This is a genomic window from Isoptericola haloaureus, assembly GCF_036689775.1.
Lineage (GTDB): Bacteria > Actinomycetota > Actinomycetes > Actinomycetales > Cellulomonadaceae > Isoptericola > Isoptericola haloaureus.
The window spans coordinates 81018-100439 of the sequence record NZ_JBAGLP010000099.1 but is presented as its reverse complement, the minus strand read 5'-3'; the positions used below and the strand labels follow the sequence as shown (position 1 = coordinate 100439).

The following is a 19422-nucleotide window of genomic DNA, read 5'->3' as shown; positions in this document are numbered from 1 at the left end:
GGGACGTGCGGTGTGGCCGCGGCCCTCACCCGGCGCGGTACACCACGAGCGCGACGTCGTCGCGGGCGCCGTCGGCCAGCATGTCGTCCATGAGCCGCTCGGGCAGGGCGTCCAGCGACGTCTCGGCGCGCGCCGCGCCCGCGACGGTCGCGAGCCGTTCCAGGCCGGTGCGCAGCCGCGTGTCGCGACGCTCGACGAGCCCGTCGGTGTAGAGCAGGACGAGGTCGCCGGGGGACAGCGTCGTCTCGTGCTCGGTCCGCCCGCGGTGCGGGAGCGTCAGGGGGACGCTGCGGGCCTCGGCGAGCCATGCCGTGGAGCCGTCGGCGGCCAGCAGGAGACCGGGCGGGTGCCCGGCGCTGGAGTAGGTCAGGGTCATGGCCTGCGGATCGACGATCCCGCAGAAGACCGTCGCGTTCTCCGCTCCGGGCACGGTGCGGGCGAAGTCGTCGAGCATCGACAGGGTCTGCGCCGGGCCGGACCCGGCGAGCAGCACGGCGCGTCCGGCGCTGCTGAGACGTCCCATGGACGCGGCCGCACCGATGCCGTGCCCGACGCAGTCGCCCACCACGAGGCCGAATCTCCCGCCGGACAGCTCGATCACGTCGAACCAGTCCCCGCCCACGCTCAGGTTGTCGTCGGCGGGGCGGTAGCGCACCTGCCAGCGGGGCGAGGAGGGAGTGTCCGGCACCATGGCGCGCTGCAGCGTGTCGCTGACGCTGCGCAGGTGCGTCACCCTCCGGCGGTGCTCGTCCGCCTCCGCGACGGCGTTCGAGACCGTGGTGGCCAGGAGCAGGAGGAAGGCGCGCTGCGTCTCGTCGAGGGGACGGCGGTCGGTGCCCCGCAGGGTGATGCTCCCGAGCGCGGCACGGTCCGGGTGCGGGGCCAGCGGGGCGACGAGCAGGGGGCCGTGCCACACCGGCTGCGCCATCGGCGACGGCTGCGCCGGTCCGGCGCCGTCGACCGGGACGTCGAGCGAGACGTCGACCTCGGTGACGTCCTCGGCCTCGAGGAGCACCTCCGTGGCCACGCGAGCCACCGTCGCCGGATCGCTGCGATGGCCGTGCAGCGCCGTCGAGAGGCGGCTCAGCGTGGACAGCCGACGCCGGTCGACCACCTGGTCGGTGGTCTCCGTGGCGATGTCCATGACGCCCCGCACGACGCCGTCGTCGTCGCGCAGCGGACTGTAGGAGAAGGTGAACCGCGTCTCCTCGACGAAGCCGGACCGGTCCATCAGCAGGGGCAGGTCGACGTCCCACGTGGGCAGGCCGGAGCGCATCACGTCGTCGAAGAGAGGGCCGACGTCGTCCCAGATCTGCCCCCAGAGCTCGGGGGCCGCGGCGCCCATCGCGCGCGGGTGCAGGTCGCTGCCGAGCATGTCGCGATAGCCGTCGTTGTAGATCATGGTGAGCTCGGGCCCCCACGTCACCAGGACGGCGAACCGGGTGCTGAAGCACAGCTCGACGGCACTGCGCAGTGCGCGGGGCCAGCCGGCAGGGTCCCCCAGCGGCGTGGACCCCCAGTCGACCCGGAGCGCCGCCTCGGCGCAGTCCTGGCCACGCACCGTGGTCGAGAACCAGTCCGCCATGCGGACGATCCTAGCGGCGCGGGGTGGACGGCGAGCCGCATAGGGTGGACGCGTGACCGTGCGACGCGTGATGGGTATCGAGACCGAGTACGGGGTGCTGTCCCCGGGACGCCCCATGGCGAACCCGATGCTGATGAGCTCCCAGGTCGTGACCACCTACCGGGCGCTCGTCCAGGACGGGCGCCCCGGCCACCCGCCGGCGCGGTGGGACTACGACGACGAGGACCCGTTGGCGGACGCGCGCGGGTTCCACCTCGACCGTGCCTCCGCCCACCCGTCCCTGCTGACGGACGACCCGTCCCAGCCCGCGCCGTCCGGCCCCGCCGGCGCCCAGGCCGGTGGCGCACCCACCGGCGCCGCCGAGGTCCCCGCGACGCCCGAGTCGCTCGAGCGTCCCGAGACCGAGGACTACGACGACCCGAGCGCCGCGAACTGCATCCTCACCAACGGGGCCCGGCTGTACGTGGACCACGCCCATCCCGAGTACTCCTCGCCGGAGGTCACCAACCCCCGTGACGCCGTGGTGTGGGACGTGGCCGGCGAGCGGGTCATGCTGGCGGCGAGCCGCCAGCTCGCCCAGGTGCCCGGCACCGAGATCGTCCTGTACAAGAACAACGTGGACGGCAAGGGCGCCAGCTACGGCACCCACGAGAACTACCTGGTCGACCGCGACCTGCCGTTCGCCACCCTGGCCGAGCTCGTCACCGCGTTCCTGGTGACCCGGCAGGTGTTCACCGGCTCGGGTCGTGTCGGCCTCGGGCAGACGGGCGACGAGCCGGGGTTCCAGCTCTCCCAGCGCGCGGACTACATCGAGGCCGAGATCGGCCTGGAGACCACGCTGCGCCGCCCGATCGTCAACACCCGCGACGAGCCGCACGCCGACCGCACGCGCTGGCGCCGGCTGCACCTCATCCTCGGCGACGCCAACCACCTCGAGGTCGCCACCTACCTCAAGCTCGGCACGACGTCGCTGGTGCTGTGGGTGCTCGAGCACCTCGACGACCTCGCCGATGCCGGGGTCCCTGCCCGGGCCGAGCTGTCGCGGCTGCGGCTGGCCGACCCGGTCCCCGCCGTCCGTCAGGTCTCGCGGGACCTGACCCTCGGCGCCGGGCTGGACCTGGCCGACGGCACGACGGCCACCGCCCTGGAGGTCCAGCGGCGGGTCGTCGACCTCGTCGAGCGGGCGCTCGCGGCCCTGGGCTCGGACGAGGAGTCCGACGCGGTCGTGGCGCGGTGGCGCGACGTGCTGGACCGGCTGAGCACCGATCCGATGACCTGCGCGCGGGAGGTCGAGTGGGTGGCCAAGCTGCGCCTGCTGGAGCGGCTGCGCACGCGCGACGGGCTGGACTGGGACCACCCGCGCCTGGGTGCCCTGGACCTGCAGTGGTCGGACGTGCGACCGGAGCGCGGGATCTACCACCGGCTGCTGTCCTCCGACGCGGTCGACCGGATCACCACCGAGGAGGACGTCGCCCGCGCAGTGCACCACCCGCCGACCGACACGCGGGCGTGGTTCCGCGGCGAGGTGATGGAGCGCTACGCCGACGAGGTCTCGGCGGCGAGCTGGGACTCGGTGATCTTCGACGTCGCAGGCGCCGCGTCCCTGCAGCGGGTGCCGATGCCGGACCCGCTGCGCGGCACCGCGCAGCACATCGGCCGGCTGCTGGACGCGAGCCCGGACGCGACGGCCCTGCTGACGGGGTTGCGAGGAGATGCGTGAGTCCTGCGCGCACCACGGCCAGGACGACATAGGCTTGCCACCACCCGCAGGGAACGCGAAGGAGGCGGACCATGGCCGGTCAGGAACGGATCAACCCGCAGAACGACGACCGCACGCCCGACGACGACGCGGAGGCCCCGGCACCGGCTCCGCAGACCGCCGACCGCGACGCGGAGGTCGACTCGCTGCTCGAGGAGATCGACGAGGTCCTGGAGTCGAACGCGGAGTCGTTCGTCCGGGGGTTCGTGCAGAAGGGCGGGCAGTGAGTGACCTCCCCATCCGCTGAGTCCTCCGGCCGGCTGCCGGACGCCTTCCTGCGGCCGGGATCCAGCTCGTTCGTCGACTTCCTGGGCGAGCACGCCCCGGACCTGCTGCCGGGCAACCGGCCGGCGGGGACGACGGGTACCGCCGCGGAGCTGGCCCCGCACGCGACCACGATCGTCGCGCTCACCTTCGGCGACGACGAGAGCGGCCGCGGCGTGGTCATGGCCGGCGACCGGCGCGCGACCATGGGCAACCTCATCGCCAGCCGCGAGATCGAGAAGGTCTTCGACGCGGACGACTACTCCGCGGTCGGCATCGCGGGCTCGGCAGGCATCGCCCTGGAGCTCGTGCGGCTGTTCCAGCTCGAGCTCGAGCACTACGAGAAGATCGAGGGCTCCCAGCTCTCGCTGGACGGCAAGGCCAACCGGCTGGCCGCGATCATCCGCGGCAACCTGCCCCTGGCCCTGCAGGGCCTGGCCGTCGTGCCCCTGTTCGGCGGGTTCGACCTCGACCGGTCCAGCGGACGCCTGTTCAGCTACGACGTCACCGGCGGGCGCTACGAGGAGCACGACCACCACTCGGTGGGATCCGGCTCGGTGTTCGCCCGCGGGTCGCTGAAGAAGCGGTGGCGCCGCGGGCTCGACGCCGACGCCGCCGTGGCGGTCGCCGTCGAGGCGCTCTACGACGCCGCGGACGACGACAGCGCGACCGGCGGGCCCGACACGGTCCGGCGCATCTGGCCGGTGGTGGCCACGGTCACCGCGGACGGCTACCGCCGGGTGGCCGACGACGCCCTGGCGGACGTCGTCGAACGGATCGTCGCCGAGCGGCGCGAGGGAGGTGCACGCGCGTGAACATGCCGTTCTACGTCTCGCCCGAGCAGCTGATGAAGGACCGGGCGGACTTCGCGCGCAAGGGGATCGGCCGCGGGCGCTCCGTCGTCGTGCTGGCCTACGACGACGGGATCGCGTTCGCGACGGAGAACCCCTCGCGCGCGCTGCACAAGATCTCCGAGATCTACGACCGGATCGCCTTCGCCGCCGTGGGCAAGTACAACGAGTTCGAGAACCTCCGCGTGGCGGGGGTGCGGTACGCGGACCTGCGCGGGTACTCCTACGACCGCACCGACGTGACGGCCCGGGGCCTCGCGAACGCCTACGCCCAGACGCTGGGCACGGTGTTCACCACCGAGTCCAAGCCGCTCGAGGTCGAGCTGGTGGTGGCGGAGGTCGGTGCCACGCAGGACGAGGACCAGCTGTACCGGCTGTCCTACGACGGCTCGGTCGCCGACGAGCACGGGTTCGTCGTGATGGGCGGGCAGGCGGACCAGCTCACCTCGCGGGTGCGTGACGGCTGGGAGCCGGGCATGGACCTGACCGGCGTGCTGCGGCTGGCGGTGCGGACGCTGGGTGCGGTGAACACCGACGGCTCGATCGCCGGTGAGGGGCAGGAGCGGGAGATCTCCGCCGCGGGGCTGGAGGTGGCGGTGCTGGACCGCCGCCGCGCGCGGCGGGCCTTCCGCCGGTGGCAGGGCGACGCCTTGGCGCGCCTGCTGCACGGAGACGACTGAGGGGGCGGCGATGGACCGGAGGATCTTCGGGCTGGAGACCGAGTACGGCGTGACGTGCGCGGCCGACGACGGGCGGGGGCTGAGCGCCGACGAGGTCGCGCGCTACCTGTTCCGCAAGGTCGTGGCCTGGGGCCGGTCCTCGAACGTCTTCCTGCGCAACGGCTCGCGGCTCTACCTCGACGTCGGCTCGCACCCCGAGTACGCGACCGCCGAGTGCGACGACGTCCGCCAGCTCGTGGCCTACGACCGCGGCGGCGAGCGCATCCTCGAGGGCCTGGTGGCGGACGCGCAGCAGCGGCTGGAGCACGAGGGCCTGCCCGGCAAGGTCCACCTGTTCAAGAACAACACGGACTCGGCGGGCAACTCCTACGGCTGCCACGAGAACTACCTCGTGCGGCGGCAGGGCGACTTCTCCCGTCTCAGCGACGTCCTGGTCCCGTTCCTCATCACCCGGCAGGTGCTGACCGGCGCGGGCAAGGTGCTGGCCACGCCCCGCGGGGCGACCTACTGCCTGTCCCAGCGCGCCGACCACATCTGGGAGGCGGTCTCCAGCGCCACGACGCGCTCGCGGCCGATCATCAACACCCGCGACGAGCCGCACGCCGACGCCGAGCACTACCGGCGCCTGCACGTCATCGTCGGCGACTCCTCGATGTCGGAGACGACGACCCTGCTCAAGGTCGGGGCCACGGACCTGGTGCTGCGTCTGGTCGAGGCGGGGGTGCCCGTCCGCGACCTGACCCTGGAGAACCCGATCCGGGCCATCCGGGAGATCAGCCACGACTCCTCCGGCAAGCACGCCGTCCAGCTCGCCAACGGGCGCTCCGCGACGGCGGTCGACGTCCAGGGCGAGTACTACCAGCGGGTGCGCGAGCACGTCGACGCCCACCTGGACCCGACCCCGCAGGTCAAGCAGACGCTGGACCTGTGGGAGCGGGGCCTGCGCGCCCTGGAGTCCGGCGACCTGTCCCTGGTCGACCGCGAGCTGGACTGGGTCATCAAGTGGCGCATCATCGAGCGGTACCGGGCCAAGCACGACCTGCCCCTGGAGGACCCCCGCATCGCCCGCCTGGACCTGGCCTACCACGACATCTCGCGCACCGAGGGCCTGTACAACCTCCTCGCGGCGCGAGGGATGGTGGAACGGGTCGTGACGGACCTCGAGGTGTTCGAGTCCACGGCGATCCCGCCGCAGACGACGCGCGCCAAGCTGCGCGGCGACTTCGTGCGGGCGGCCCAGGACTCCCGGCGCGACTACACGGTCGACTGGGTGCACCTGAAGCTCAACGACCAGGCCCAGCGCACGGTGCTGTGCAAGGACCCGTTCCGCAACGTCGACGAGCGCGTCGAGCGGCTCATCGAGTCCATGTGAGAGGCCGCCGGCCCGGTGCCCGGTGCCCGGGGCCGGTTCCGGGACGCCGGGGCCGTCGTGGCACACTGTGCCGGTGCCACCCCGCCGTCCCCCTCTGCTCGTCGCCGTCCTGGCGGTGCTGCTGATGCTGGCGGGATGCTCGACGCCCGTGTGGGACCGGGTCGCACCGACCCAGGTGCCCTCCCAGACCCCGGTCCAGGTCAGCGGACCTCAGGGCGAGCCGCCGGCGCTGCAGTACCCGCAGCCGTACCAGGTCGTGCAGTCCGGCTCCCGCACCCTGTGGCCCGGGACGGGAGACCCGCTCGAACCCGGTCAGCAGGTGCTGCTGCACATGTACGCCGAGGACGGCCGGGACGGCAGCGTCATCTCCTCGACCTACCTCGACGCACCCGCCTGGTACACGTTCGACGCCGACTCGCTGGGCCAGAACGTCTACGACTCGCTGCGCGGCAAGCGGGTGGGCGCGCGGGTCCTGGTCGTCGAGCAGGACGGCGACGTGCCCGTCGTGCTGGTCGTGGACGTGCTGCCCACGCGCGCCACGGGTGACGTGGTCGAACCGGTCGAGGGACTGCCGACCGTGGTCCGGGACCCGGACGGCAGCCCGACGGTGCTCGTCGGCGACGGCGACCCGCCGGGTCAGCTCGTCGTCCAGCCGCTGATCCGCGGCGGCGGCCCCCAGGTGGAGGTCGGCCAGGTGGTGACGGCCCGGTACATGGCCGTGCGGTGGAGCGACGGGCGTGTCGTCGACACCAGCTGGGAGCCCGGCGTGGCCCCGCAGTCGGCGACGATCGGCATCGGCCGGCTGATCGAGGGGTGGGACCAGGGGCTGCTCGAGCAGTCCGTCGGGTCCCAGGTGATGCTCGTGGTGCCCCCGCACCTGGGCTACGGTGGGACCGGGAGCGAGCTGGCCGACGAGACCCTCGTCTACGTCATCGACATCCTCGACGCCCGGTTCCAGGTCGCGCAGGACGCCCCGGCGCCGGAGGGCGGCGAGCAGGGCTCCGATGAGGCGGCCGACCAGGACCCGCCACCCAGCACGACCGAAGGATGAGAACCGCATGACCGTGGCCGTTCGGGTGATCCCGTGCCTCGACGTCGACGCCGCACGTGTCGTCAAGGGCGTCAACTTCGCCAACCTGCGCGACGCCGGCGACCCGGTCGAGCTCGCCGACCGGTACGACCACGAGGGCGCCGACGAGGTGACGTTCCTCGACGTCTCGGCCTCCTCGGGCGGCCGGGAGACGATGGTCGACGTCGTGCGCCGCACGGCGGAGCAGGTCTTCGTCCCCCTCACCGTCGGAGGCGGCGTGCGCTCGACCGACGACGTCGACCGGCTGCTGCGGGCCGGTGCCGACAAGGTCGGGGTCAACACCGCGGCGATCGCGCGTCCCGAGCTCATCGCGGAGATCGCCGACCGGTTCGGCAACCAGGTCCTCACGCTCTCGGTCGACGCCCGTCGCGTCACGGGGGACACCACGACGCCCTCGGGGTACGAGGTCACCACGCACGGCGGCCGCCGGGGGACCGGCATCGACGCCGTGGAGTGGGCGGAGCGCGCCGCCGGGCTCGGCGCCGGAGAGATCCTGCTGAACTCGATGGACGCCGACGGCACCACCGGCGGGTTCGACCTGGAGATGCTCCGCGCCGTGCGCGAACGCGTCCACGTCCCGCTGGTCGCCTCGGGCGGGGCGGGCACCCCCGAGGACTTCGTCGCCGCGGCGCGCGCCGGGGCGGACGCCGTCCTGGCGGCCAGCGTGTTCCACTTCGCCACGTTGACCATCGGCGAGGTCAAGGACGCGATGCGCACCGCCGGCGTCGAGGTGCGCTGAGCCACCGGGTTCGGCCCGTCGGCGAGGCGCCGGACGACGGGGCCGCGGGCCGTTGCCCGGGGCGCGCTAGGATCTGTCCGATCCCCGAGACGACTGCGAGGTCCTTCCGTGCCCGAAACTGCCCGTCCGGCGACCCTCACCGGGTCGCGCCTGCGCCGCAGCGCCGCGCTGCTGTGGCGGGGCCTGCGCGCCGAGCCGCGGCTGTTCGGGGCCGCGGTGGCGGCCTCGGCCGTGTTCGGTGCCGCGACCGTGGCGGTCAGTCGAGCCGTCGGCTGGGCGACCGACGCGGTGGTCGTGCCCGCGCTGTCGGGTGACGAGACCGCCCGGGCGGACATCTGGCTCGCCGGGGGAGTGCTCGCGCTGGTCGCCCTGACTCTCGCGCTGTCGGTGGCGGGCCGGCGCATCTGGGCCGGCTGGGGCAACGTCGGGCTGCAGGCGCAGCACCGCCGCGGCGTCACCCGCCAGTACCTGCGCCTGCCGATGTCCTGGCACCGCTCGCACCCGGCGGGTCAGCTGCTGTCCAACGCCAGCGCCGACGTCGAGGCCGCCACCGGCGTCTTCAACCCGTTGCCGTTCGCCCTCGGCGTCGTGGTGATGATCGGCGTCGCCACGGTGATGCTCTTCGCCATCGACCCCTGGCTCGCGCTGGCGGCCCTGCTCGTCATCCCCGCCGCCATCGTGGCCAACCTCGTCTTCCAGCGGCACATGGCGCCCGCCGCGACCCGCGCGCAGCAGCTGCGCGCCGAGGTCGCCGACGTCGCGCACGAGTCCTTCGAGGCCGCCCTGCTGGTCAAGTCCCTCGGCACCGCGGACCGCGAGGAGGAGCGGTTCGCCCGCGCGACCGACGACCTGCGCGCCGCCAACGTCCGTGTCGGGCAGGTGCGCGCGGTGTTCGACCCGGTCATCGAGCTGCTGCCCAACCTCGGCACGCTGCTCGTCCTCGGCGTGGGCGCCGCCCGCGCCGCGGCCGGCGCGGTCGACGTCGGCGACGTCGTCACGGCCGCGTACCTGCTCACCCTCATGGCGGTCCCGGTGCGCGCCTTCGGCTGGGTGCTCGGCGAGCTGCCGCGCGCCCTGGTCGGCCACGAGCGCATCACCCGCGTCCTGGACGCGCGCGGCGAGCTCTTCCCCGGCGACGAGCCGATGCCGCCCGGGGAGGCGGGGCTGGCCGTCCGGCTCGAGGGCGTCGGCGTGGACGTGCCGGCCGCCGGCCGCACCGCGCGCCTGCTCGACGGCGTCGACCTGGACGTGCCGTCCGGCACGACCGTCGCCGTGGTCGGAGCCACCGGCGCGGGCAAGACCACGCTGGTCTCGCTGCTGAGCCGCCTCAGCGACCCCACGCGCGGCACCGTGCTCCTGGACGGCACCGACGTCCGGCGCCTCGCCGACGGACAGATCCCGGCGCAGGTGTCCCTGGTCGGGCAGCAGACCTTCGTCTTCGAGGACACCGTGCGCGCCAACGTGACCCTGGCGGACGACGTCTCGCCGGAGATCGACGCCGCTGTCTGGGAGGCCCTCGCGCTGGCCCGCGTCGACGACGTCGTACGCGCCCTGCCCGACGGTCTGGACGCCCGCCTCGGCGAGCGCGGCGCGAACCTCTCCGGCGGGCAGCGCCAGCGCCTGGCCATCGCCCGCGCGCTCGTGCGGCGCCCCCGGCTGCTCGTCCTCGACGACGCCACCAGCGCCGTCGACCCCCGCGTCGAGCAGGAGATCCTCACCGGGCTGGCGACGACCACGGCGGACGGCCGCCGCGCCACCACCGTCGTCATGGTCGCCTACCGGATGTCCTCGGTGACGATGGCCGACGTCGTCGTGCACCTCGACGCCGGACGCGTCGTCGACGTCGGCACCCACGACGAGCTGCTCGCCCGCGACCCGGGCTACCGCGAGCTCGCCACCGCCTACGAGGTCGAGACGGCACGCCGCGAGCGCGAGCTCGCCGACGAGCGGGCCGCCGGCGAGGACGCCCGCGAACCCTGGGAGACCGAGACGGAGGAGGTCCGATGAGCGACTCGCGCATCGCGTCCGCCAGCGACCTGGGGGTGCTCGCCACCCTGCGACGCGGGCTGGAGATCTCGCCGCAGATCGTCCAGGGATTGTGGATCACGCTGGCGCTGGCCGTCCTGGCGGCCGCCGGCCGGGTCGTGGTGCCCCTGGCGGTCCAGCGCACGGTCGACGACGGCATCCTTGCCGTCGGCGGCCCGGACGCCTCGCGCGTCCTGACGCTGACCCTGCTCGCCGCCGGGGCGATCGTCGTCGCCGGGCTGTGCACCGCCGTCGTCAACGTCCGCCTCTTCCGCACCACCGAGGCCGGGCTGGCCACGCTGCGCGTGCGCGCGTTCCGCCACGTGCACGACCTGTCCACCCTGTCCCAGGGCTCCGAACGACGCGGCGCCCTGGTCTCGCGCGTGACGACCGACGTCGACCAGATCTCCCACTTCGTGCAGTGGGGCGGGATCATGCTGCTGGTCTCCAGCCTGCAGATCGCCGTGGCCACCGCGCTCATGGCCGTGTACTCGCCGGCCCTGACCGTCGTGGTCTGGCTGTGCTTCGTGCCGCTGTTCATCGTCCTGCGCTACGCCCAGCGGTCGGTCGGCCGGGCCTTCGGGCGCTCGCGCGAGAAGGTCGGCGCGATGCTCGGTGCCGTCTCGGAGGCCGTCGTGGGCGCCGAGACCGTGCGTGCGTACGGCGTCGAGGACCGCACCGGCCGGCGCATCGACACGGCGATCGAGGCGGCCCGGCGGACCCAGGGCCGTGCGCTGCTGCTGGTGGCGAGCGTGTTCTCCTCCGGGACGTTCATGGCCAACCTGGTCCTGGCCGTCGTGGTGGTGGTGGGCTCCTACCTCGGCATCGGGGGAGGGCTCACGGCCGGGCAGCTCGTCGCGTTCCTGTTCCTGGTCCAGCTCTTCACCGGTCCGGTCCAGATGGCCACGGAGATCCTCAACGAGCTGCAGAACGCCGTGGCGGGATGGCGGCGCGTGCTGGCGGTCGTCGAGACGCCGCTGGACGTCGTCGACGCGGGCGAGGACGGCGTCGAGTCCCCCCGCGGGGACGCGCACGTCGCGCTGCGCGGGGTGCGCTACGCCTACCCCGAGGGGCCGGAGGTCCTGCACGGCGTCGACCTCGAGCTGCCCGCCCGCCGCAAGGTCGCCGTCGTCGGTCAGACGGGGTCGGGCAAGACGACGATCGCCAAGCTCGTCACGCGACTCATGGACCCCACCGAGGGTCGTGTGGAGCTCGACGGCGTCGACCTGCGGCAGATCCCGCTGGCCCGCCTGCGCGAGCGCGTGGTCCTGGTGCCGCAGGAGGGCTTCCTCTTCGACGGCACGGTGCTGACCAACGCCGCCTACGGGCTGCCCGGTGCCGTGCCCGACGACCCCGAGGTCCGTGCCCGGGTGGCCGCGGCCTTCGAGGCCCTCGGGCTGACGGACTGGGTCGAGGGGCTTGCGGCCGGGCTGGACACCGACGTCGGCCAGCGCGGCGAGGCGCTGTCCGCGGGCGAGCGGCAGCTCGTCGCGGTCGCGCGCGCCTACCTGGCCGCCCCCGACCTGCTCGTGCTGGACGAGGCGACCTCGGCGGTCGACCCGGCCACCGAGGTACGCATCGCGCGGGCGCTGGACGCTCTCACCTCCGGACGCTCGACGATCACCATCGCCCACCGGCTGTCCACCGCCGAGGCGAGCGACCTCGTCGTGGTCGTCGACGACGGGCACGTCGTCGAGGTCGGGCCGCACGAGGAGCTGGCGGCGGCCGGCGGCGTGTACGCCCGCATGCACGCCTCGTGGGTGGCCCAGACCCGCTGAGACGCGACCCCGTCCGTCGCCCACGACGTGAAAGGATGCTGGCGTGCAGAACCAGGACTCCCTCGACCCGGCCGTGGCCGCCCGCCTCAAGCGTGACGAGCAGGGCCTCGTCGCCGCGATCGTGCAGCAGCACGACTCCGGCGAGGTGCTGATGCTCGGCTGGATGGACGACGAGGCCCTGGGCCGCACGCTGACGACGGGACGGGTGACGTTCTGGAGCCGGTCCCGCGGCGAGTACTGGCGCAAGGGGGACACCTCCGGCCACCGCCAGTACGTCCGGTCCGTCGCCCTCGACTGCGACGGCGACGCCCTGCTCGTGCGCGTGGACCAGGTGGGCGCCGCCTGCCACACGGGCACGCGCACCTGCTTCGAGGCCGGCGGCGAGCTCGACGCCGTCGTCGGCCACCGCCCCGACGAGACCGCCGAGGAGACCCGGTGACCACTCCTGCCTCCACCTCCGCCCAGGCTCCTGCCGTCGCACCGACGGCCGACGAGCTCACCTGGGGCGCCACGTGGCCGGGACTGGGCACCTTCCGCGAGCTGGCGCGCGACCGGCGGGTCATCCCCGTGGTGCGCCGCGTCCTGGCCGACGACGTCACCCCGGTCGGGCTGTACCGCACGCTCGCGCAGGGACGTCCCGGCACCTTCGTGCTGGAGTCGGCCGACTCCGGCGGTGCCTGGGCGCGGTGGTCGTTCGTCGGCGTCGACTCCCGGGCGACGTTGCTGTCCGACGGCGGCCGCGCCGTCTGGCGGGGCGACGTGCCGGCCGGCATCCCGACCGAGGGCGACGTGCTCGACGTGCTCGAGGCCGCCCTGCAGGCGTTGCGCACCGAGCCGATCGACGGGCTGCCCCCGCTGACCGGCGGCTTCGTCGGGGCGATGGGCTGGGACGTCGTCCGGCACTGGGAGCCGACGCTGCCGGCCGAGGCTCCCGACGAGCTGGACGTGCCCGAGGTCGCGCTGTCGCTGGCCACCGACCTCGTCGCGTTCGACCACCACTCCGGGTCGGTGTGGCTCGTCGCGAACGCGATCAACGCCGACGACACCGACGACCGGGTCGACGAGGCCCACGCGGACGCGGTGGCCCGGCTGGACCGGCTGGCCGGGGGTCTCGCGGCCCCGACCACGCCGGTGCGCACCGTCGTCGACCCGACCGCCGCGGAGCCCGGGCTGGAGTTCCGCTCGACCCGCGACGACTTCGAGGACGCGGTGCGGGCCGGCAAGGAGGCGATCCGCGAGGGCGAGGTCTTCCAGGTCGTGCTCTCGCAGCGGCTCGACCTCGACTGCCCGGCCGAGCCGCTGGACGTCTACCGGGCGCTGCGGACGATCAACCCGAGCCCGTACATGTACTACTTCCAGCTGCGCGACCACCGCGAGCGGGACTTCGCGGTCGTGGGCTCCAGCCCCGAGACCCTGGTCAAGGTCGACGCCGGGCACGTCACGACGTACCCGATCGCCGGGTCGCGGCCGCGCGGCGCGACCGTCGAGGAGGACGTGGCGCTGGCCGAGGAGCTCATCGCCGACCCGAAGGAGCGGGCCGAGCACCTCATGCTCGTCGACCTGTCCCGCAACGACCTGGTCAAGGTGTGCGAGCCCACCACCGTCGAGGTCGTCGAGTTCATGGTCACGCGCCGGTTCAGCCACATCATGCACCTGTGCTCCACCGTCGTGGGCCGGCTGCGTCCCGGCGCCACCGCGCTGGAGACGTTCCGGGCGACCTTCCCGGCCGGGACGCTCTCCGGCGCCCCGAAGCCCCGGGCGATCGCCCTGATCGACGAGCTGGAGCCCGCCTCGCGCGGGATCTACGGCGGGACCTGCGGGTACCTGGACTTCGGCGGGAACATGGACATGGCCATCGCCATCCGGACGGCGTTCCTGCGCGAGGGTCGGGCCTCGGTCCAGGCCGGCGGCGGCATCGTGGCCGACTCGGTGCCGGCCCTGGAGTACGCGGAGTCGCGGAACAAGGCCGCCGCCGCCGTCCGTGCGGTGCAGCTCGCGGCACGGTTCGCCGACCTCGGCGCGGGGCGGACGTCGTGATCCGCACGCGCTCGCGCGCCGTGGTGCTGCTGCTGGCGCTGGGCGGGGCGACCTTCGGTGTCTCGGCACCGGTGTGGCTGCGCACCACGGTGGCCACGGCCCTGGAGCCGGAGGTCGCGGTCGAGGTCGCGGGCACGTCGGCCGCCCCCGTGGTCAGCGCCGCGGCGTTCGTCACCCTGGCGTGCGCGCTGGCCACGACGCTCGCCGGCCGGGTCGCCCGGCGGGTGGCCCTGGTCGTGGCCGGGCTCGGCGGGCTGGCCGTCGTGGCCGGCACCGTCGCCGTGCTGCGGGACCCGGCCGGTCCGGCGGTCGCCGCGGCCGCGGACGCCGCCGGCGTGACCGAGCTGACCGCCCCCGTGGACCTGACGCCGTGGCCGTGGCTGGCCCTGGTCACGGGCGCCGCGATCGTCGTCGTCGCCGTGCTCGCCACGCTCGGTGCCGGGGCGTGGAGGGCCACCGGCGGACGGCACGAGCGGGTGCCGGCCGACGGCCCGGTCGACGGTTCCGGGCAGGCCGTGGCCGGCGAGGACGAGGCCGACCCGCAGGCCGACTGGGACGCCCTGTCCCGCGGCACCGATCCGTCGTCGGACCGGTAGTCTGAGCCCTGAACTTCGTGACGAAAGGCCTACTGCACCCATGACCGACCACAGCACCGCCGAGCCGACGTACCTGCCGGAAGCGGTCCCGCCCACCAACCACGGCCACACGCTGGCGGCGTGGACCGCGATGACCGGCGTCATCCTGGGTGCGCTCCTCGCCTCGCTCGGCTGCCTGCCGGGCGTGCCCTTCGCGCTCTTCTGGGCCGGGCTCGCCGTCGTGGTGGTCTCCTGCGTCGTCGGCCTCGTCATGCGCAACATGGGCTACGGGCAGCCGCGGCCCGGCGTGCCCGCGCGGCAGGACCGGGCCGGGCACTGACGCCCGCTGCCCACGCCCCCGACGGCGCCCCGACCCGCGACGGGTCGGGGCGCCGTCGTCGTGTCGAGGAGACGGCGAGCGGACGGCGGAGGGACGTGGCCCGTGCTCCGCGTCACGGAGACATAACGATGTGCCGTCCGCGCCGGTCGCGCGCGGCGTCAGGATGCCGCCGGGGCGTCTCGCCCACCGGTCGGTGGTCCGTCCCGCTGCGTGACCGGCCTACCATGGCAGGAACACGTCCGGGGGAGGGGAGAGCATGACAGTCCTGGAGGACATCGTCGCCGGGGTCCGTGAGGACCTCGCCGAGCGTCAGGCACGGACCTCGCTCGAGGAGCTCAAGCAGCGCGCTGCGCGGGTTCCCGGGGCCCTGGAGTGCTGCGACATGCTGCGGTCCGAGGACCGCGTCGCGGTGATCGCCGAGGTCAAGCGGTCCAGCCCGTCCAAGGGGGACCTCGCCCCGATCAGCGACCCCGCCGCCCTCGCCGGGGAGTACGCCGCCGGCGGCGCCAGCGTCATCTCGGTGCTGACCGAGCAGCGACGCTTCGGCGGCAGCCTGGCCGACCTCGACGCCGTCCGGGCGACCGTCGACGTCCCCGTGCTGCGCAAGGACTTCGTCGTGACCCCCTACCAGGTCTGGGAGGCGCGCGCGCACGGCGCCGACCTGGTGCTGCTCATCGTCGCCGCGCTGGAGCAGACGGTGCTGACCTCGCTCGTCGAGCGGGTGCACTCCCTGGGCATGACGGCCCTGGTCGAGGCGCACACGGCCGACGAGGTGCACCGGGCGCTCGACGCCGGCGCCCGCGTGGTGGGGATCAACGCCCGCGACCTGAAGACCCTCGAGGTGCGGCGCGACACTTTCGCCCAGCTCGCCCCCCTCATCCCCGACGACGTCGTCCGCGTCGCCGAGTCCGGCGTCCGCGGTCCGCACGACGTGATGGAGTACGCGCGGTCCGGGGCCCACGCGGTCCTGGTCGGCGAGGCGCTCGTGACCGACGGCGAGCCGCGCCGCTCGGTGGCCGACCTGGTCGCGGCCGGTCAGCACCCCTCGCTCTGGTCGGTCCGGCCGGCCGTGCAGCCCTGACCGTCGCCCGCCCGGTCCTCGATCCCCCCGTCCGTCCCGTTCGTGAAGAAGGAGCGCCTGTGCCCGAGCAGTCCCACCAGCCCGTGCGCGACGCGCTGACCGAGACCCTGGCCGACCAGGACGCCGGCCGGCTCGCCGACGTCCACGGGCCGTACTTCGGCCAGTTCGGCGGCCGGTACGTCCCCGAGGCGCTGATCGCCGCCCTCGACGAGCTCGAGGCCGAGTTCCGCAAGGCCCAGCAGGACCCGGCGTTCGCCGCCGACCTGAGCCGTCTGCACCGCGAGTACACGGGCCGCCCCTCGCCGTTGACCGAGGTGTCGCGGTTCGCCGAGCACGCCGGCGGTGACGCGGTGCGCGTCTTCCTCAAGCGCGAGGACCTGAACCACACCGGCTCGCACAAGATCAACAACGTCCTGGGCCAGGCCCTGCTGGTCAAGCGCATGGGCAAGTCGCGCGTCATCGCGGAGACCGGTGCCGGCCAGCACGGGGTGGCCACCGCGACCGCCGCGGCCCTCATGGGCCTGGAGTGCGTGGTCTACATGGGCGAGGAGGACACCCGCCGCCAGGCGCTGAACGTGGCGCGCATGGAGCTGCTCGGGGCCACCGTCGTCCCGGTGACCCTGGGGACCCGGACGCTCAAGGACGCCATCAACGAGGCGCTGCGCGACTGGGTCACCAACGTCGAGTCCACGCACTACCTGCTCGGCACCGTCACCGGCCCGCACCCGTTCCCCGAGATGGTGCGCGAGTTCCACCGGATCATCGGCGCCGAGGCCCGCGAGCAGGTGCTCGAGCGCGTCGGTCGCCTGCCCGACGCCGTCGCGGCGTGCGTCGGCGGCGGGTCCAACGCGCTCGGCATCTTCAACGCCTTCCTCGACGACGACGGCGTCGACCTGTACGGCTTCGAGGCCGGCGGCGAGGGCATCGAGTCCGGCCGCCACGCCGCGCGCTTCTCCGGCGGCGCCCCCGGCGTGCTGCACGGGGCACGGTCCTACCTGCTGCAGGACGACGACGGCCAGACCCGCCCCAGCCACTCGGTGTCCGCGGGGCTCGACTACCCGAGCGTGGGCCCGGCCCACTCGTGGCTGCACGACATCGGCCGCGCCACCTACGAGCCGGTGACGGACGCGGAGGCGATGGAGGCCTTCCGGCTGCTGTGCCGGACCGAGGGCATCATCCCCGCCATCGAGTCCGCGCACGCCCTGGCGGGTGTGCTGCGCGTCGGCCGCCGGCTGGCCGACGCCGGGAAGCGCGACCAGGTGCTCCTGGTCAACCTCTCCGGACGCGGGGACAAGGACGTGGCCACGGCGGCCCGCTGGTTCGGGCTGCTGCACGAGGAGCCGGCGACGGAGGGAGACCAGTGACCCGGACGGTGACGACGTCGCCGACGGCGACGCGCCTGGACGCGCTGCGCGCGCAGGGCCGGCCCGCGCTCGTGGGCTACCTGCCCGTGGGCTACCCGGACGTGGAGCGGTCGGTGCAGGCCGTGACGACGATGGTCGACGCCGGCGTGGACGTCGTCGAGATCGGCGTGCCGTACTCGGACCCGGTCATGGACGGTCCCGTGATCCAGCAGGCCGCCGAGGCGGCGCTGGCCGGCGGCGCGCGCGTGCGGGACGTGCTGCGCGTGGTCGAGGCCGTGGCCGAGCGCTCCGGCGGCGAGGTCCCGGCGCTGGTGATGTCGTACTACAACCCCGTGCTGCGCTACGGCGTGGCCGCCTTCGCCCGTGACCTCGCGGCCGCGGGCGGAGCGGGCATGATCACGCCCGACCTCATCCCGGACGAGGCGGACGACTGGAACGCCGCCGCCGACGAGCACGGGCTGGACAAGGTCTACCTCGTCGCGCCGAGCTCGACGCCGGAGCGGCTGCGCCTGACCGCGCAGGCCTCGCGCGGCTTCGTCTACGCCGCCTCGACGATGGGCGTCACCGGCACCCGTGCCTCGGTGGGCGACCGCGCCGAGCAGCTCGTCGCCGACACCCGGGCCGCCGGAGCCTCGCACGTGTGCGTCGGCCTCGGCGTCTCGACGGGGGAGCAGGCCGCCGAGGTCGGCCGCTTCGCCGACGGCGTGATCGTGGGCTCGGCCTTCGTGCGCACGCTGCTGGGCGAGGAGCCCTGGCCGGAGCGTCTCGAGGCGCTCGGCGAGGTCACGCGCGAGCTGGCCGCCGGCGTCGCGCGCGCCCGCACCGGCGTCGCCGGGGGTGAGGCATGAGCGCGGACCGTCTCGTCACGCTGATCCCCAGCCCGCCCGAGCACACCTGGTACCTGGGGCCCGTCCCGCTGCGCGCCTACGCCCTGGCGATCCTCGCCGGCATCGTCGTCGCCGTCTGGATGACGATGCGCCGCTGGAAGGACCGCGGCGGCGACCCCGACGACGTCCTGGAGATCGCGTTCTGGGCCGTCCCCTTCGGCATCGTCGGCGGGCGGATCTACCACGTGATCTCCACGCCGGACCCGTACTGGGGCGAGAACGGCGACCCCGTCTCGGCGCTGTACATCTGGCAGGGCGGTCTGGGCATCTGGGGCGCGGTCGCGCTCGGTGCCGTCGGCGCCTGGATCGGCTGTCGCCGGCAGGGCGTGCGCCTGAGCAGCTTCGCCGACGCGCTGGCCCCCGGCCTGCTCGTCGCCCAGGCGATCGGACGGCTCGGCAACTGGTTCAACCAGGAGCTCTTCGGCGCCCCGACGGACCTGCCGTGGGGGCTGGCGATCGACCCCGCCTACCTGCCGATCGACCCGGCCACCGGCGTGCAGTACGCCGAGGGCACGCTGTTCCACCCCACGTTCCTGTACGAGATGCTGTGGAACCTCGCGGCCGCCGCCCTTCTGATCTGGCTCGATCGCCGGTACAGGCTCGGTCATGGGAGGGTATTCTGGGCCTACGTCGCGGTCTACACCCTCGGTAGGGTGTGGATCGAGATGCTCCGCATCGACACCGCTGAGATGGTGCTCGGGCTGCGGCTGAACGTGTGGACGTCGATCGTCGTCGGCCTGGGTGCCCTCGTCGCGTTCGTCGTCATCGGTCGGCTGCGTCCCGGTCGCGAGGACGGTGTCGCACTGCCGGGTCGTGCGGACGACACGCGGCAGGTCACCGATGCACAGACCGAGACCGACGACGCTCCCGCGGGGACGGCCGACTCCGGCCCCGGTGAGGAGGTCACCGACACGAGAGCCACGACCGACCAGGACGCGTCGTCGGCCGGGACCGACCAGGACCCGGCCTCGCGCTCCTAGAGCGGTGCCGGCGGG

At 74.0% G+C, this 19422-nt stretch carries 18 protein-coding genes; 17 read left to right on the top strand and 1 reads right to left on the bottom strand.

The window, feature by feature from the left end; genetic code table 11:
• Positions 1-25 precede the first annotated feature (25 nt).
• Positions 26-1585 (bottom strand): PP2C family protein-serine/threonine phosphatase, encoded by a 1560-nt coding sequence (locus V5O49_RS01530; RefSeq protein WP_332900682.1) that lies wholly within the window; start codon positions 1583-1585, stop codon positions 26-28.
• A gap of 70 nt (positions 1586-1655) precedes the next feature.
• Here V5O49_RS01530 and dop point away from each other — a divergent pair, with 70 nt between their 5' ends.
• The 17 genes from dop (at position 1656) to lgt (ending at position 19407) form a co-directional block, all read left to right on the top strand.
• On the top strand, positions 1656-3305 hold the full coding sequence (gene dop, locus V5O49_RS01525; RefSeq protein WP_332900763.1) for a depupylase/deamidase Dop: 1650 nt from the start codon (positions 1656-1658) through the stop codon (positions 3303-3305).
• A 71-nt stretch (positions 3306-3376) separates the two neighbouring features.
• Positions 3377-3571 (top strand): ubiquitin-like protein Pup, encoded by a 195-nt coding sequence (locus tag V5O49_RS01520; protein ID WP_332900681.1) that lies wholly within the window; start codon positions 3377-3379, stop codon positions 3569-3571.
• Positions 3572-4423, top strand: a complete 852-nt coding sequence (gene prcB, locus V5O49_RS01515; protein WP_332900680.1) for a proteasome subunit beta — start codon at positions 3572-3574, stop codon at positions 4421-4423. It begins immediately after the preceding gene.
• Complete coding sequence (gene prcA / locus V5O49_RS01510) at positions 4420-5139, top strand: proteasome subunit alpha (protein WP_332900679.1); 720 nt, start codon at positions 4420-4422, stop codon at positions 5137-5139. Before prcB ends, prcA begins: the two co-directional genes overlap by 4 nt.
• Positions 5140-5149: 10 nt before the next feature.
• A complete protein-coding gene (gene pafA / locus V5O49_RS01505) occupies positions 5150-6511 on the top strand; it encodes a Pup--protein ligase (protein WP_332900678.1) in 1362 nt (453 codons plus the stop codon).
• A 73-nt stretch (positions 6512-6584) separates the two neighbouring features.
• On the top strand, positions 6585-7562 hold the full coding sequence (locus V5O49_RS01500; RefSeq protein WP_332900677.1) for an FKBP-type peptidyl-prolyl cis-trans isomerase: 978 nt from the start codon (positions 6585-6587) through the stop codon (positions 7560-7562).
• A gap of 7 nt (positions 7563-7569) precedes the next feature.
• On the top strand, positions 7570-8340 hold the full coding sequence (gene hisF / locus V5O49_RS01495; RefSeq protein ID WP_332900676.1) for an imidazole glycerol phosphate synthase subunit HisF: 771 nt from the start codon (positions 7570-7572) through the stop codon (positions 8338-8340).
• Positions 8341-8448: 108 nt separating this feature from the next.
• Positions 8449-10347: an ABC transporter ATP-binding protein gene (locus V5O49_RS01490; protein ID WP_332900675.1), complete on the top strand. Its 1899-nt coding sequence runs from the start codon at positions 8449-8451 to the stop codon at positions 10345-10347.
• Positions 10344-12143 (top strand): ABC transporter ATP-binding protein, encoded by a 1800-nt coding sequence (locus V5O49_RS01485; protein ID WP_332900674.1) that lies wholly within the window; start codon positions 10344-10346, stop codon positions 12141-12143. Before V5O49_RS01490 ends, V5O49_RS01485 begins: the two co-directional genes overlap by 4 nt.
• Before the next feature lie 43 nt (positions 12144-12186).
• A complete protein-coding gene (hisI, locus tag V5O49_RS01480; RefSeq protein ID WP_332900673.1) occupies positions 12187-12582 on the top strand; it encodes a phosphoribosyl-AMP cyclohydrolase in 396 nt (131 codons plus the stop codon).
• On the top strand, positions 12579-14180 hold the full coding sequence (locus V5O49_RS01475; protein ID WP_332900672.1) for an anthranilate synthase component I: 1602 nt from the start codon (positions 12579-12581) through the stop codon (positions 14178-14180). Before hisI ends, V5O49_RS01475 begins: the two co-directional genes overlap by 4 nt.
• Entirely contained in the window at positions 14177-14776 is a 600-nt protein-coding gene (locus V5O49_RS01470) for a Trp biosynthesis-associated membrane protein (RefSeq protein ID WP_332900671.1), read from the top strand. Before V5O49_RS01475 ends, V5O49_RS01470 begins: the two co-directional genes overlap by 4 nt.
• 40 nt (positions 14777-14816) lie before the next feature.
• Positions 14817-15095: an HGxxPAAW family protein gene (locus V5O49_RS01465; protein ID WP_332900670.1), complete on the top strand. Its 279-nt coding sequence runs from the start codon at positions 14817-14819 to the stop codon at positions 15093-15095.
• Between the two features lie 256 nt (positions 15096-15351).
• A complete protein-coding gene (gene trpC / locus V5O49_RS01460) occupies positions 15352-16176 on the top strand; it encodes an indole-3-glycerol phosphate synthase TrpC (protein WP_278237300.1) in 825 nt (274 codons plus the stop codon).
• An 83-nt stretch (positions 16177-16259) separates the two neighbouring features.
• Positions 16260-17540, top strand: coding sequence for a tryptophan synthase subunit beta (trpB, locus tag V5O49_RS01455; protein WP_405001127.1), 1281 nt, complete (start codon positions 16260-16262; stop codon positions 17538-17540).
• Positions 17537-18388 carry a tryptophan synthase subunit alpha gene (gene trpA, locus V5O49_RS01450; RefSeq protein ID WP_332900669.1) on the top strand — a complete coding sequence of 284 codons (852 nt, stop codon included), beginning with the start codon at positions 17537-17539 and terminating at the stop codon, positions 18386-18388. Before trpB ends, trpA begins: the two co-directional genes overlap by 4 nt.
• The gene (gene lgt, locus V5O49_RS01445) at positions 18385-19407 is read left to right on the top strand and encodes a prolipoprotein diacylglyceryl transferase (RefSeq protein ID WP_278237302.1); all 1023 of its coding nucleotides are present in this window, start codon (positions 18385-18387) and stop codon (positions 19405-19407) included. Before trpA ends, lgt begins: the two co-directional genes overlap by 4 nt.
• The last annotated feature ends 15 nt before the right edge of the window (positions 19408-19422 follow it).